Raw genomic sequence first — 13742 nt, 5'->3', positions numbered from 1 at the left:
CTACCTTATAAAATGTTACACCAACCATACCTTATTATTTTAATCTAGTCCATCTTCGTTATAATAATATTACGGTAAATGGAAAGGAGATATTCATTTGAAAGAAAAGGCAAAGCAATTCGCCACCAAGGCACATGCTGGACAAACACGAAAGAACTCAGACGCAGCCTATATCACACACCCAATTCGCGTTGCTGAGCGCCTCGAGCAGGAGGGATTCTCCGAGGAATTGGTTTGTGCTGGATACTTGCACGACGTCGTCGAAGATACTATTTATGAGATTGAGGATATTGAAAAACTGTTTGGAAAGAAAGTTGCTGCCCTAGTAGCTGCACACACGGAGGACAAATCAAAATCATGGAGAGAACGGAAACAACATACGATTGATACTATTAAACACGCTAACAAGGAAGTCAAATACTTGATTATAGCGGATAAACTCGATAATTTATTAGGACTGGAAAAGGATCTTAACGAACAAGGCAATGCGGTTTGGGAGAAGTTTAACGCAGGTGTGGACGAGCAAAAATGGTATAACGAATCATTAGTTCAGAATATGCGTATTGGACTAGCGGATCATGAAATACCTTCTTATTTTCTAGAATATGAAGAAGCTGTAAAACGTGTTTTTAGATGAACAAAGGGATACTCCAACTAATTGGACTATCCCTCTTTATTTTATCTATGCTTATAGTTTTCTTTTTGGTATTTGCTAATCTTTTTCCATTTATTCTTATCTTCTAGCTTTGCTTTCATATCCTGCTTGCGTTTTTCAAATGCAAGCTCCCTCTGTAGCTTCAAATAGCTTTGATAACGTTCCTCGGTTAATTCGCCCTTTTCGATTGCTTCCTGCACACGGCATCCAGGTTCTGTTTTATGCTTACAATCGGAGAATCTACATTCATCAATCAATGACTCAATATCTTGGAATGTCGTCTCCATCGCAGCTTCCCCATCCCAAAGCTTTATTTCACGCATACCGGGCGTGTCAATCAGCAATGCCCCATTCGGTAATACGAACATTTCCCGATGTGTCGTTGTATGACGCCCTTTACTGTCATCTTCACGAATTCCCTTTGTTTCTTGAATCTCTTCATCGAATAAGGAATTAATTAAGGTTGATTTTCCAACCCCAGATGAACCGAGTAATGCAGCCGTTTTACGAGGCGGTAAATAACGAAGAAGCTCTTCCATCCCGTCACCAGTAAGACTGCTAATGGCAATAATCGTAACTCCAATCGCAACCTCACTTACCCGAGCAATAGCAGCTTCTACCTCTTCCTCGGACACTTGATCCTTCTTCGTAAGTAATACGATAGGTGTTGCACCGCTCTCATAAGCCAATAAGACATAGCGTTCAATTCTTCGTTCATTTAAATCGTGATTTAATGAATTAACGATAAAAACGCTATCGATATTCGCAGCTACAATTTGTGCTTCTGTAACTAAACCCGCTGCTTGACGGACAAATTTACTTTTTCGTGGTAATACTTGGTGAATTACTGCTTTCTTTTCTGCTGGTAGTTTCTGTACTTTTACCCAGTCACCTACCGCCGGGAAATCTAACGTACCCGCAGCTTCATTTAAAAATTTCCCACTCAGATGAGCTAGATAATCTGTTTCCCCATCTGAGATACGATAACTATTTTTTTGCACGGTGAAAACACGTGCTAGTTGTTCTTCATTTTGGTCTTCTGCTTTTTCCCAACCTAGTGTTTCTAAATTTTGCAATTAATTTCCTCCTGATTTTAAGGAGGATACGTCACTCATTACGCCGAACGTTCCTCCATTTTAATACCTGTATTCTGTTTTACTGTAGTTTGATTAAGTTCTCTCATAAAACATCACTCCTTTAAAATGGATGAACCATAAATTTATTATAGTCTACTACATTTCCCCCAAAATGTAACTAGTTTATTGTCCAAAAACTGCAATAGTTTCGATTTAATTTAAAAAAGAAGCGTTAGGCATCGATTTACCTAACACTTCTTCATTCACTTATCGTACATTCATCTCAGCAGGATCTGCACCATTTCGTTTGTTTTCATTCAGTGCTGCGATTTTGTTCATATCCTCAGCGGTTAATTCAAAGTCAAACACATCAAAGTTTTCTTCGATTCTAGAAGGTGTTACAGACTTTGGAATCACAATATTATCATATTGCAGATGCCAACGAAGGATAGCTTGTGCAGGTGTTTTACCATGAGATTCAGCAATCTCCTTCACAACTGCATTATTTAATACTTCCCCACCATTCATCAATGGGCTCCATGCCTCTACATAAATATTATGCTTCGCACAGAATTCTTTTAGTTCTGCTTGTTGTAATAACGGATGACATTCCACCTGATTTAACACAGGAACTACGTCACATTCTTTAAGCAAGCGCTCCAGGTGCTCAATATGGAAATTGCAGACCCCGATTGCTTTTACTTTACCATCGTTGTAAAGCTTCTCTAGCGCTTTGTATGTCTCCACATAGTCATCAAACTGCGGTGTTGGCCAGTGGATTAAATATAAATCTACATAATCAAGTCCAAGTCTCTCAAGACTCTCATCAAAAGCTTTTAATGTATTGTCATAGCCTTGATCACTATTCCACACTTTTGTTGTAATAAAGAGTTCTTCACGCGGAACGCTCGATGCAGCAATAGCTCTACCAACACCTTCTTCATTCCCGTAAATCTTAGCCGTGTCAATTGAACGATACCCAACCTCAATTGCTTTCTTTACTGCCTGTTCTGCTTCATCATCTGGCACTTTCCAAACACCAAAGCCAAGCTTAGGCATTTCTAAACCATTGTTTAACGTAACAAACTCCATCCATATCGCTCCTTCTATGTAGAATAGTTTCTATCTTACCATATCCAATATCAGAGAAAAAAGTATCCTGCTTATACCCATATGTACCCAAAATAACAACTAACTAGCAGGGATTTTTTCATCAAATGTTGAATTAATTAATAATTACAGATTTTTCAGTTCACAACGTTTAAGATAGGGGAATTCATATGAGGAGCGAAAAAGAACAACTTATTATCCGAGCTATTTCATATATGAAAGAACATTTAGATGAAGAACTCACCTCTGAAGAACTAGCTAGTCATATTGGTTATAGCCCTTACCATTTTAGTAGGGTTTTCAAAGAAATAACTGGTGTATCCCCACGACATTATCTATCCGCATTACGGATTGAAGCAGGAAAAGAACTATTAGTGGACCCCTCAAATTCCATATTAAAAACACTATTAAATGTTGGGTTCCGTAGTATCGGTACCTTCAGCTCTAAGTTTAAACAATTTGTTGGACTATCTCCTAAGCAGTTCCAAAAGAGCATGAAACCATTACACCAGTTCATAAATGAGTATGATTTTTCAAAAGAACTACAGCCATTAAATCTGTTAACACCTTCTGTCACTTGTCGGGTTGTTACACCAACTTCATTTAAAGGTATTGTATTTATTGGCTTATTCCCTAGGCCAATTCCAGATCAAGAGCCGATTGTCGGAACTGTCTTAAATCATCAAAAGGCAAGCTGCACCTTTTCCAATGTACCGATTGGAACCTATTATATTCTGGCTACCACTCTACCAAAGAGCCTAAATCCGAAAAGTTATTTTGTATTAACCAACACATATAGAGGGAAAGGAGATTCACCGGTTGTAATCGAACAACATACCTCTCTATACACCGAAATTGTGTTACGAGAGCCATTGCCATTCGATCCACCAATCCTAATTAATCTACCTAAACTTCTATTAAGTACCGAAAAGCGCAAACAAGAAGAAAAATAATCTGCTTTTAAATGGTAAATTAGTCTTACATAACACTATTGGGGGTATGTACATGCTAAATCAGGTTTGTGTTTTAACGGTAAAAGTGCAAAACATAAAAGAAGGAGTTCATTTCTACACAAATCTCCTTGATTTTACCGTCTTAAAACAATATGGGGAGAATATCATCAGCCTTAATAATAACGGGCTTCCACTGATTTTAGAGAAAGCTGAAAAATCTGATACGCCATCCTCATCAACTTTATTATTTGGAATTCAATCTACTAATATTCAAGAAGATTTTAGAAGACTTCAAGAAAAGGGAGTCAAGATTATATCTGACGAACCGATTCCGTGTCCACCTGGTTACTATTTTGTTGTTGAAGATAATTCTGGAAATCAGATCGAAATTGTTGAATATGTCAATCATTCACTGGAGGTATAACGATGGAAACTACTAATTTAGCATCCGAAATTAAAGCATTAGAGCAAGAATTGCATGAAAAGAAAAACCGATTAATGGAGTTACGGAAATCTGTTCCACGGAAAGAAGTTAAGAACTACCAGTTTTTAGACTCTACTAATCAGAAAAAAAGCCTACTGGAGTTGTTCGGAGAAAAAGAAGAACTCATCATGATACAGAACATGGGAAAATCATGTTCCTATTGCACAATGTGGGCTGACGGATTCAATGGGGTATATCATCACCTTACTGAGAAGGCAGCATTTGTTGTAGCAACCCCGGACATACCAGAAGTTCAAGATGCATTTGCAGCAGAACGCAGGTGGCAGTTCCCTATGGTGTCAACAGCTGGCACGACATTTAAAGAGGACCTTGGCTTTTTGAAGAATGGGGTTCAATATCCTGGTGTTTCTACATTCCAAAAAGATGAATCTGGTGCTATATTTCATGTTGCCGATGCTCCATTTGGACCTGGAGATGACTTCTGTTCCGTATGGTATTTATTCGACCTGCTACCATCCGGTTCAAACAATTTCCATCCAACAAAGAAAATGAATAAAAACGCCGACTATCAATTAACGAACAATATTGCGGTACAGGTGACAAATAGCGCAGCGGCGGTTGATTTCTACACAAATACGCTTGGTATGACAAAGGTTACGCAAGGCAAAACCGATACAAAATTACAAATTGGCGGGCAGAATTTTTATATTGAAGAAAGTAGCGCAAATAATGTGTTTTTCGAGCTTGCTGTTAAAGATTTTCAAGAAGCAAAACAAGAGCTGCTTGCAAAAGGTTGTACTATAACCAATACGTTTCACGAGAAAAGTATGATGTTTTCTGATCCTTATGGTTTACATTTTCATTTATTTGAACGGGTTTGATTGCGATAACTATCGGGCAATCCTTGCATCATAAGGATTGCTTTTTTTCACCCATTGTAAAGCAAAAAATAAGACCACCTTTATTCAAAAGTAGTCTTTGTTCATTCATCATTCCAAACTATTTCTCCGCACTGTTCTTCATGGTCTACCGTTACATCAAAGTTATGTTTCTCATAGAAATGCTGTAGACGGTCTACATGATCAAAATCACGTTCTACCAGGTCGCCAGTAATATACTGTACATTTTCTTCCCTTGCAATTTCTTTTAAGTGTTTCATTAAAACGGAGCCATAACCCTTATTCTCTTCTCCTTTTATTGCTGCGATATGAATGGTACTATCGTCCTTCACCTCAGCCTGCAGTGCTGAATTCCAACTTCCGCGAAAGGCACGTTTGCAGCTGTGAAGCATGATTTGCCAGTTATCTTCTTCCCAATCAGCATAAACCACTACCCATTCATCATTTGGGGTTTGATCAATACTGATTACTTCTGCTGCTGTTTTAGCGATTTTCTTTATATTATCTTTCATTCGAAATAGTTGTATTTCCAACGAATCCAGCTCTTGCTTCAATTCTTCTTTATTTTTTTCCTCTTGTATAAATGCTGATTTTGCCACGTTTTGTCACCTCCATTCTTAGTAGTTAGCGAAGCACACAGTTTGCTATTTTACTAGAAATCATGTGATAATATCAAGTGTTAGAAAATTCCGTTTCAAATAATTTAAAATAATACTTCAAAAACTGAAAAATATGTCGATATAGAAAGAAAACCGTTTATATCTACAATTGGGGGATACATAATGAAGAACAAAAAATTAAAAGTACCAAAAATCAAGCGAGAAAAGAAAGAGAAAAAACAAAAAAAATCTATATCTTTTCTTAACTTTCAAAACGTAAAGCTAAGTCGCAAGTATTTATATGTATTTTTAGTAGCGATTGTTCTCTTCTTACTTTCCGGGGCTGTTGTCTATTATCAATTGAGTAAGGGACAAAGTGATGTTGATTCAATAGACCAATATAGTGCTCGTGTAAATGAAATGGCAGATCTGGCATCGATTATTCAAGTAAAGGACGTTCAGATAGCAGATTACTTACTTGCTGGTAAATCACGTTATGTCGATTCCTTTGAGCAATACAAGAGTGAATTAGATGGATTATTTGGCGAAATTGAACCTACCTTGGAAACAGAGGAACAAAAACAGATTTTCACTAAAATTGTAGAAAACGATACAAAAGTTAACGAAATGTTCTACGGTGAAATTAGTGAAGCGGTAAAGAATAGCCAAACATACATGGCTGCATCTATTAGAACACGTTCAACTGAATTACGTACAGAAACGGTAGACCTTGTGAATCAACTCATGAACATGGTTAAAGTAGATCAACAAGCAACTGTTAAAAATTCAAAGAATAGTTTACAAACTGGTGTTATCGTATTAAGTGTCTCAACCATATTAGTAATTGTACTTGGTACCCTGCTCTTATTAACGGTCAGCAAACGAATTACTACTAGTCTCCGAAAAGTTGTGGAAATGACAAACGAAGTTGCAAACGGAAACTTGCTAGTAGAGTCAGTAGATTATAACGGAAAAGATGAAATCGGACAGCTTGCAAGTGCAGTTAATTTAATGAAGGATAATATACAAGGTATTCTTTATAAAGTAGCTTCCGCCGCTAATACGCTCTCCACTCGAAGTGAAGAGTTAACCCAATCAGCAGGAGAAGTTCGCGAGGGTAATGAGCAAATTGCTTCTACCATGGAAGAATTGTCCTCCGGAACAGAAAACCAAGCAAATAGTGCTTCGAATTTAGCAGAACGAATGAATGATTTCGTACACAAAGTTCGTACATCTGAGGAAAACGGACTTGAAATTTCAGGAACCTCTGAAAATGTCCTAGCGTTAACCAATGAAGGTACAGAGTTAATGAAGACTTCTGTAGTTCAAATGAAACAGATTGACGCAATCGTTTCTGAAGCAGTGGAAAAGGTTCAAGGACTCGATAAGCAATCAAATGAGATCTCCAAACTTGTATCCGTGATCAAGGATATCGCCGATCAAACTAATCTTCTATCTCTGAATGCAGCGATTGAAGCAGCTAGAGCCGGAGAGCATGGTAAAGGATTTGCTGTTGTTGCTGAAGAAGTTAGAAAGCTTTCCGAACAGGTAGCATCATCTGTTGGTGAAATTACGACGATTGTGACAAAAATCCAAGGTGAAACTGGACAAGTTGTCAACTCCCTAAATAGTGGTTATACAGAGGTAAAAGAAGGTACGGCGCAAATCGAAGAAACCGGAAAGAACTTTGCATCCATTCAGAACTCTGTCTCAGAAATGGCCGCAAAAATCTCTACGATTTCTGCAAGCTTACGTGAAATTGCAGACAATAGTAATGATATGAATAATTTAATTGAAGACATTGCAGCTGTATCAGAGGAATCAGCTGCTGGTGTTGAACAAGCTGCAGCATCTGCAGAGCAAACATCAAGTTCTATGGAAGAAGTATCCAACAGCGCAGAAGAACTAGAAAAACTAGCCGAACAGCTAAACAATGAATTAAAAGTTTTTAAATTATAATTCAGAATCTAAAAAGCTACTTTCAGGATTGAACTGAAAGTAGCTTTTTCTTTTATGCTTGAAATAAAAAACAGTCCATTGTATGATCATTTACCATACCTGTTGCCTGCATGAATGCGTAGCAAATGGTTGGACCAACAAAGTTAAACCCTCGTTTTTTCAAATCTTTGCTTAAAGCTTGCGATTCCTTTGTTTGAGCAGGAACTTCAGCTGAGCTTTTCCAATGGTTGTATATCGGCTTTTCCCCGACAAAACTCCAGAGGTACTTGTCGAAGCTACCAAATTCTTTTTGTATCAGCAAGAATGCTTTTGCATTGGCAACAACAGATCTAATCTTTCGTTCATTACGGATAATTCCTTCATTCTCACGAAGCGATTGAATCTTTTCCTCATCATAATGCTGAATAACAGTCGGATCGAAATCGTCAAATGCCACGCGGTAATTCTCTCGCCTTCTAAGAATCGTTATCCAACTAAGACCAGCTTGTGCTCCTTCTAATATAAGCATTTCAAAAAGTTTGCGATCATCATGTACAGGTCTTCCCCATTCCTCATCATGATAGGCGGTGTATAACGCATCTTGCTCGGGTACCCATGCACATCTTTTTTTACCCATTTGTCTCATCCTCTGTCTCTATTCTATTATCCTCGTAGGAAATCCAATCACTGAAGCTACCTGGATACAATTTCACATTGGTATAACCAGCCATTTTTAATGCAACAACATTCGGGCAGGCAGAAACACCAGATCCACATGATACGATGATCTCAGATTTTTTATCTAAATTGGCAAAGTGTTGTTCTAATGCTGCTTTATTTTTCCAATTGCCTTCCTCATCCAATACATCCATCCAGAAGTAGTTCTTGGCTCCTGGAATATGCCCAGCTTTTTTATAGAGGGGCTCTGTTTTCCCAAGGTAACGCTCCTTACTCCTGGAATCTATCAAAATAGCCTCATCTGAAGTTAATTTTCCTTTCACTTGCTCGATATGGACAACCTCATCATGACGGACGCTCGGGATAAAGCTTTTCGGTTCATGAACTGGAACTTCTTTCGTTACCATGTTCCCTTCTGCAACCCAACGCGCATAACCACCCTCCAGTATATATACAGCATCATGCCCTAGATAATGTAATAGCCACCAAAATCTCGGAGCAAACATATCATTTCCTTGATCATAAACGATTACGGTTGTTTGCTGATCAATTCCAGCATTACCGAGCTTTGTTGCTAACATAGTAATAGCTGGCAGTGGATGATTTCCACCATGTTCGTTTGGTACCGCTGAGAGATCTTTTTCTAAATCAAAATAGATAGCACTTGGTAGATGTCCTTCATCATAGTCTCTCTTCCCTGCGTCAGAGTCATGTAATTGAAAGCGAGCATCTACAATAACAACATCATTTTTAGGATTCGATATGATTTCTTTTACTTCTTTACCAGTTAGCAAATAGGACATAACTAAATTCCCCCTAATCGATTACTTCCTATACTTATTCGGCACATGTATTCGTTTTTCCTTTACCCTAACATAATCCAGCGAATTAAATTTCAATTTATTTCGTGTTACGGTATAATTATAGTCAGAAAAATAAAATTCCAGCAAGGAGAGAAGTCAATTGAAGCAAGAAATTATTAAACGATTTACTACCTATGTAAAAGTTGACACGCAATCAAACGAGGACAGCCAAACAATCCCATCGACTCCAGGTCAGCTAGACTTAGCGAACTTACTTGTAGAAGAATTAAATGCAATCGGTATGCAGGAAGTTACCATCGATGATAACGGCTATGTCATGGCAACATTACCATCTAATACGGATAAAGAAGTGCCAACAATTGGATTTCTCGCCCATGTGGATACAGCTACCGATTTTACTGGAAAAAATGTAAACCCACAACTGATTGAAAACTTTGACGGAAACGATATTGTCTTAAACAAAGAACTTAATGTTGTGTTATCTAGCAAGGAATTCCCTGAGCTTCCAAGCTATAAAGGCCATACCCTGATTACAACAGATGGCACAACACTACTCGGCGCTGATAATAAAGCCGGTGTTGCTGAAATTATGACCGCAATGGACTATCTAATTAAGCATCCGGAAATCAAGCACGGTAAAATTCGTGTTGCTTTCACACCTGATGAGGAAATTGGTCGTGGACCACATCATTTTGACGTTGAACGTTTTGGTGCAGACTTTGCTTATACGATTGATGGTGGGCCATTAGGGGAGCTTCAATACGAAAGCTTTAATGCCGCTGCAGCAAAGGTAACGTTTAAAGGAAATAGTGTACACCCTGGTACTGCCAAGAACAAAATGGTTAACTCCGGAAAGATGGCAGCAGAGTTTGTAAATAAATTCCCTACCGAGGAAACTCCAGAGCGTACAGATGGCTATGACGGCTTCTTCCATCTCATCTCTATTACTGGTGATGTAGAACAAACACGTGTTTACTACATTATTCGTGACTTTGATCGTAATAGCTTTGAAGAGAAAAAGGCTAGAATGGAACGTTATGTTAACGAAATGAAAGCTACTTACGGGGAAGAAAGCGCCGTGTTGGAGATGAAAGATCAATATTACAACATGCGTGAAAAAATTGAACCGGTAATGGAAATCGTTGATGTTGCAAAGCAAGCCATGCAAAATCTAGCTATTGAACCGGTCATCGAACCAGTGCGTGGTGGAACAGACGGATCACAGTTATCATACATGGGATTACCAACACCAAACATCTTTACTGGTGGAGAAAACTTCCACGGTAAATTTGAATACATCTCTGTGGATAATATGGAAAAAGCAACAAACGTAATTGTTGAAATTTGTAGGTTGTTTGAAGCAAGATAACAAAAAGAAGCTAAGAGGCTGGCGTTCCCTGTTCTCTTAGCTTCTTTTTTTCATTCTCCCATTTTACCGTTTGGGCTCAGTTGCCCCAATAAATTCTTCAATAGCCTTCATAATACTAAATGCACCATCATTTTTATTCGAGGCAATAACCACCTTCGCACCATCTAGATATACCGCGGACCGAAAATTCACCCCTGGGTCATAGCCCATCACATGGTATTTGGTAATTTCATTATCACGCATTGAAATCCAAATACCATAGCCATAAGCAAGCTCACGATTACTGTTAGCATGGGGCGTTAATAATGTCTCAGTAGTTTCCTTCGTTAACAACTCGTTCGCAAACAACGCTTCCCAGAAGTTCATCATATCGCCAGCGGTAATAAAGGCACCACCATCTGCCCCGCCTTTTACCGGTATCGAATATAGATTACTTTTCCACTGCCCAGTTTCTTCATCATCAATGTACCCAATTGCCGTATTAGCTGGTAGCTGGTCCAGTGAAAAATAACCCGATTGATGCATCTTTGCTTTCCTAAACACATTTTCCTCGATAAAATCTGTGAATGACATTCCCGTTACCTGTTCAATGACTAGTCCTAATACAATATAACCCGCATTATTATATTGGAACTTTTCACCAGGCTGAAACAGCATTTCCCGATCTTGAAACATGAAAAGAAAGTCTTGTAGATGACGCATTGTGTACATGGGACGGTTAATCCAAAGCTCTTCAAAGTCATCCATTACCGATTCATCAAAATAATCGGGTATGCCAGCGGTATGTGTTAACAGATGGTGGATCGTTACATCCTCTGAAAAATTAGGAAATGAAATGTCTAAACAATCTTTTAAGCTTGTTTGGAAGGATAGTTTTCCTTGATCCACTAATAGTCCAATCCCTACTGCCGTAAAAATTTTGCAGCCTGAGGCAATTCCAAATCTCGTGTTCACTGTGTTTGCTACCTGATCGGAGCGATTGGAGTAGCCATAAGCAGCCTCAAAAAACTCATCCTTATTTCGAAATTGTATTGCTCCTGAAAACCCTACTTCTGATGCAACTTCTGTAATTATTTTCTCTATTGATTTACCCATAATACTCATCCTCACTACCTGAAAAAGCACAATTAATCCCTGCATTTTCTATCATATCATAATTATATAAAAATTCCGATGTTTCCCATTAGAATTAAACCGTCACACCATTGACCTATTTTTACTAGTTCCTGAGGTAATTCTAATTGCTTCATAGTATAATAGAATAGTTAGGTGTAATTATCCTAAAAGGGAGAGACTTCATATGACCAACAACAAAATCATTCACATACTTATAATAGGCAGTATATTAGTTTCCCTTACTGCTTGTAATCTATTAACCAACAGCGACGATGCTGCTTTGCAAATAAATGAAAATAATCAAGAACAAGTAACAGATAACGAAGAAACCGAAACGACACCAGAACCAGAAGAGGAAGTCATCACCCTTCCAACCGAAGAACTTCAAAAAGGTGACCAAAGCGATGAGGTGAAAGAACTTCAAAAGGCACTAGCTCAAATTGGCTATCCAGTCGAATTGTCCGGTATCTATGATTCTAAAACAGTTTGGGCAGTTACAGATATCCAGCTACAAGAAGAACTAACCGTAACTGGAATATATGGCCAAGATATGAAACTAGTACTGGAAAAAATACTTGCTGAAGAAATTAAAATAACCGTCGGAAAAGGATTACCTTACCAAGCGGATAAAGTATTAGATGATGACACCGTCCTACTCGGCAACCCTTATGAGGCACTTGCTTTAGTCAATAAGCAACACGCGCTACCTGAGGATTACATTCCAAGTGATCTTGTGATCCCAGATGTCCGTTTCCCATTTGTAGAAGACGTTCCCAAAAAACAAATGCGGAAGGTCGCGGCGGAAGCACTCGAAAAATTGTTTGCTGATGCAGACGCAGAAGGTCTTGATCTATTCGCACAGTCTGGTTACCGTTCCTACGCGAGACAGGATGTGCTTTTCGCATCGTATGTGAGCGTGAACGGGGAAGAAGAGGCGAACAACTTTAGTGCTAAGCCTGGTGAGAGTGAGCATCAAACTGGTTTATCCATCGATGTAACAAGTCCACATGTGAATTATGAATTAGTTATTGAATTTGGTGATACAGAAGAAGGGAAATGGCTGAAAAAGCATGCAGCGAAATATGGTTTTATCATCCGTTATCCTGAAGGTAAAGAGGATATTACCGAGTATCAATACGAACCATGGCACATTCGCTATGTCGGTGTAAAAGCAGCAACAGAAATTATGAATCGTGGCATCACATTAGAGGAATATTTAGCGGAAATATTACCAGAACAGACGAGTCAGAATTAATTTTCTGGCTCTTTTTTTGCATACAAAAGGACATTCACCAAATGATGAATGTCCTCTCTATTATGCCGGGTTCAAAATCCGATGTAGGAACTGCTTTGTTCTTTCTTCTTTCGGATATTTCAAGACTTCTTCGGGTGGTCCTTGTTCAACAATATAGCCACCATCCATAAAGATGACATGGTCTGACACTTCACTAGCAAATTGAATCTCATGGGTAACAATCACCATCGTCCAATTCTCCTTAGCTAAATCCTTGATGACGCGCAGGACTTCCCCAACAAGCTCTGGATCAAGCGCTGATGTCGGCTCATCAAATAGCATGAGTTCAGGTTCCATGGCTAGTGCTCTAGCAATCCCAACGCGCTGCTGTTGTCCGCCAGATAATTGATGCGGATACAAATCCATCTTGTCCTCAAGCCCCACTTTTCTCAATAGCTCACGAGCCAGTTCTTCTACCTCGGTCTTCTTGCTTTTTTGAACGTTGATTGGCCCTTCTGTAACATTTTGGAGAGCCGTTTTATGCGGAAACAGGTTATAGGATTGAAACACCATGCCTGATTTCCTTCTCAGTTCAAGTAGCTCTTTTTTCGTTACTTTTTTTTCGAAGTTTAATTGAAGCCCATCATCAAAGAGAAACATTCCCTTATCTGGTTGTTCTAATGCATTCAAGCATCGTAGCAAGGTCGTTTTCCCTGAACCAGAAGGGCCAATAATGGAGACAACTCGCCCTTTTTCAACCGAAACATCAATATTCTTTAAAACTTCATTAGCGCCAAATGACTTTGCTAATCCATTAATCGTTAAAAACATATGCAACCCTCCCCT

General features: G+C 38.7%; 14 protein-coding genes. 7 read left to right on the top strand and 7 right to left on the bottom strand.

Annotation, left to right across the window (positions count from 1 at the left end):
• Positions 1-97: 97 nt before the first annotated feature.
• Positions 98-637, top strand: a complete 540-nt coding sequence (locus tag JF53_RS00155) for an HD domain-containing protein (RefSeq protein WP_053071889.1) — start codon at positions 98-100, stop codon at positions 635-637.
• 41 nt (positions 638-678) lie between these two features.
• On the opposite strand, the gene rsgA is transcribed toward JF53_RS00155, so the two are convergent.
• A complete protein-coding gene (gene rsgA, locus JF53_RS00150) occupies positions 679-1731 on the bottom strand; it encodes a ribosome small subunit-dependent GTPase A (protein ID WP_047980983.1) in 1053 nt (350 codons plus the stop codon).
• Between the two features lie 267 nt (positions 1732-1998).
• Entirely contained in the window at positions 1999-2823 is an 825-nt protein-coding gene (locus JF53_RS00145) for an aldo/keto reductase (protein ID WP_047980982.1), read from the bottom strand.
• A 188-nt stretch (positions 2824-3011) separates the two neighbouring features.
• Between JF53_RS00145 and JF53_RS00140 the strand changes: the two genes are divergently transcribed.
• Genes JF53_RS00140 through JF53_RS00130 form a run of 3 tightly spaced genes read left to right on the top strand, consistent with a single transcriptional unit; the run spans position 3012 to position 5120 of the window.
• The gene (locus tag JF53_RS00140) at positions 3012-3794 is read left to right on the top strand and encodes a helix-turn-helix domain-containing protein (protein ID WP_047980981.1); all 783 of its coding nucleotides are present in this window, start codon (positions 3012-3014) and stop codon (positions 3792-3794) included.
• Positions 3795-3846: 52 nt separating this feature from the next.
• Positions 3847-4218 (top strand): VOC family protein, encoded by a 372-nt coding sequence (locus JF53_RS00135; protein ID WP_047980980.1) that lies wholly within the window; start codon positions 3847-3849, stop codon positions 4216-4218.
• Positions 4219-4220: 2 nt separating this feature from the next.
• Entirely contained in the window at positions 4221-5120 is a 900-nt protein-coding gene (locus tag JF53_RS00130) for a DUF899 family protein (RefSeq protein ID WP_047980979.1), read from the top strand.
• 101 nt (positions 5121-5221) lie between these two features.
• Here JF53_RS00130 and JF53_RS00125 read toward each other — a convergent pair whose 3' ends face one another.
• Positions 5222-5737 (bottom strand): GNAT family N-acetyltransferase, encoded by a 516-nt coding sequence (locus JF53_RS00125; protein WP_047980978.1) that lies wholly within the window; start codon positions 5735-5737, stop codon positions 5222-5224.
• A gap of 183 nt (positions 5738-5920) precedes the next feature.
• On the opposite strand from JF53_RS00125, the gene JF53_RS00120 reads away from it, so the two are divergent.
• Complete coding sequence (locus JF53_RS00120; RefSeq protein WP_047980977.1) at positions 5921-7696, top strand: methyl-accepting chemotaxis protein; 1776 nt, start codon at positions 5921-5923, stop codon at positions 7694-7696.
• A gap of 52 nt (positions 7697-7748) precedes the next feature.
• Here JF53_RS00120 and JF53_RS00115 read toward each other — a convergent pair whose 3' ends face one another.
• Entirely contained in the window at positions 7749-8321 is a 573-nt protein-coding gene (locus tag JF53_RS00115) for a DNA-3-methyladenine glycosylase I (RefSeq protein WP_201777885.1), read from the bottom strand.
• The gene (locus JF53_RS00110; RefSeq protein WP_047980975.1) at positions 8305-9156 is read right to left on the bottom strand and encodes a sulfurtransferase; all 852 of its coding nucleotides are present in this window, start codon (positions 9154-9156) and stop codon (positions 8305-8307) included. The genes JF53_RS00115 and JF53_RS00110 overlap by 17 nt, the downstream gene beginning before the upstream one ends.
• Before the next feature lie 160 nt (positions 9157-9316).
• Here JF53_RS00110 and pepT point away from each other — a divergent pair, with 160 nt between their 5' ends.
• Complete coding sequence (gene pepT / locus JF53_RS00105) at positions 9317-10546, top strand: peptidase T (protein WP_047980974.1); 1230 nt, start codon at positions 9317-9319, stop codon at positions 10544-10546.
• Positions 10547-10609: 63 nt separating this feature from the next.
• Here pepT and JF53_RS00100 read toward each other — a convergent pair whose 3' ends face one another.
• Complete coding sequence (locus JF53_RS00100; protein WP_047980973.1) at positions 10610-11641, bottom strand: serine hydrolase domain-containing protein; 1032 nt, start codon at positions 11639-11641, stop codon at positions 10610-10612.
• A 205-nt stretch (positions 11642-11846) separates the two neighbouring features.
• On the opposite strand from JF53_RS00100, the gene JF53_RS00095 reads away from it, so the two are divergent.
• The gene (locus tag JF53_RS00095) at positions 11847-12917 is read left to right on the top strand and encodes a D-alanyl-D-alanine carboxypeptidase family protein (RefSeq protein ID WP_047980972.1); all 1071 of its coding nucleotides are present in this window, start codon (positions 11847-11849) and stop codon (positions 12915-12917) included.
• Between the two features lie 60 nt (positions 12918-12977).
• On the opposite strand, the gene JF53_RS00090 is transcribed toward JF53_RS00095, so the two are convergent.
• On the bottom strand, positions 12978-13727 hold the full coding sequence (locus JF53_RS00090; protein ID WP_047980971.1) for an amino acid ABC transporter ATP-binding protein: 750 nt from the start codon (positions 13725-13727) through the stop codon (positions 12978-12980).
• Positions 13728-13742 lie beyond the last annotated feature (15 nt).

The sequence above is a fragment of the Ornithinibacillus contaminans genome (assembly GCF_001038425.2).
In the GTDB taxonomy this organism is placed as follows: Bacteria; Bacillota; Bacilli; order Bacillales; family Amphibacillaceae; genus Ornithinibacillus; species Ornithinibacillus contaminans.
The sequence above is the reverse complement of the archived record's forward strand: the minus strand, read 5'-3'. Positions and strand labels throughout refer to the sequence as shown.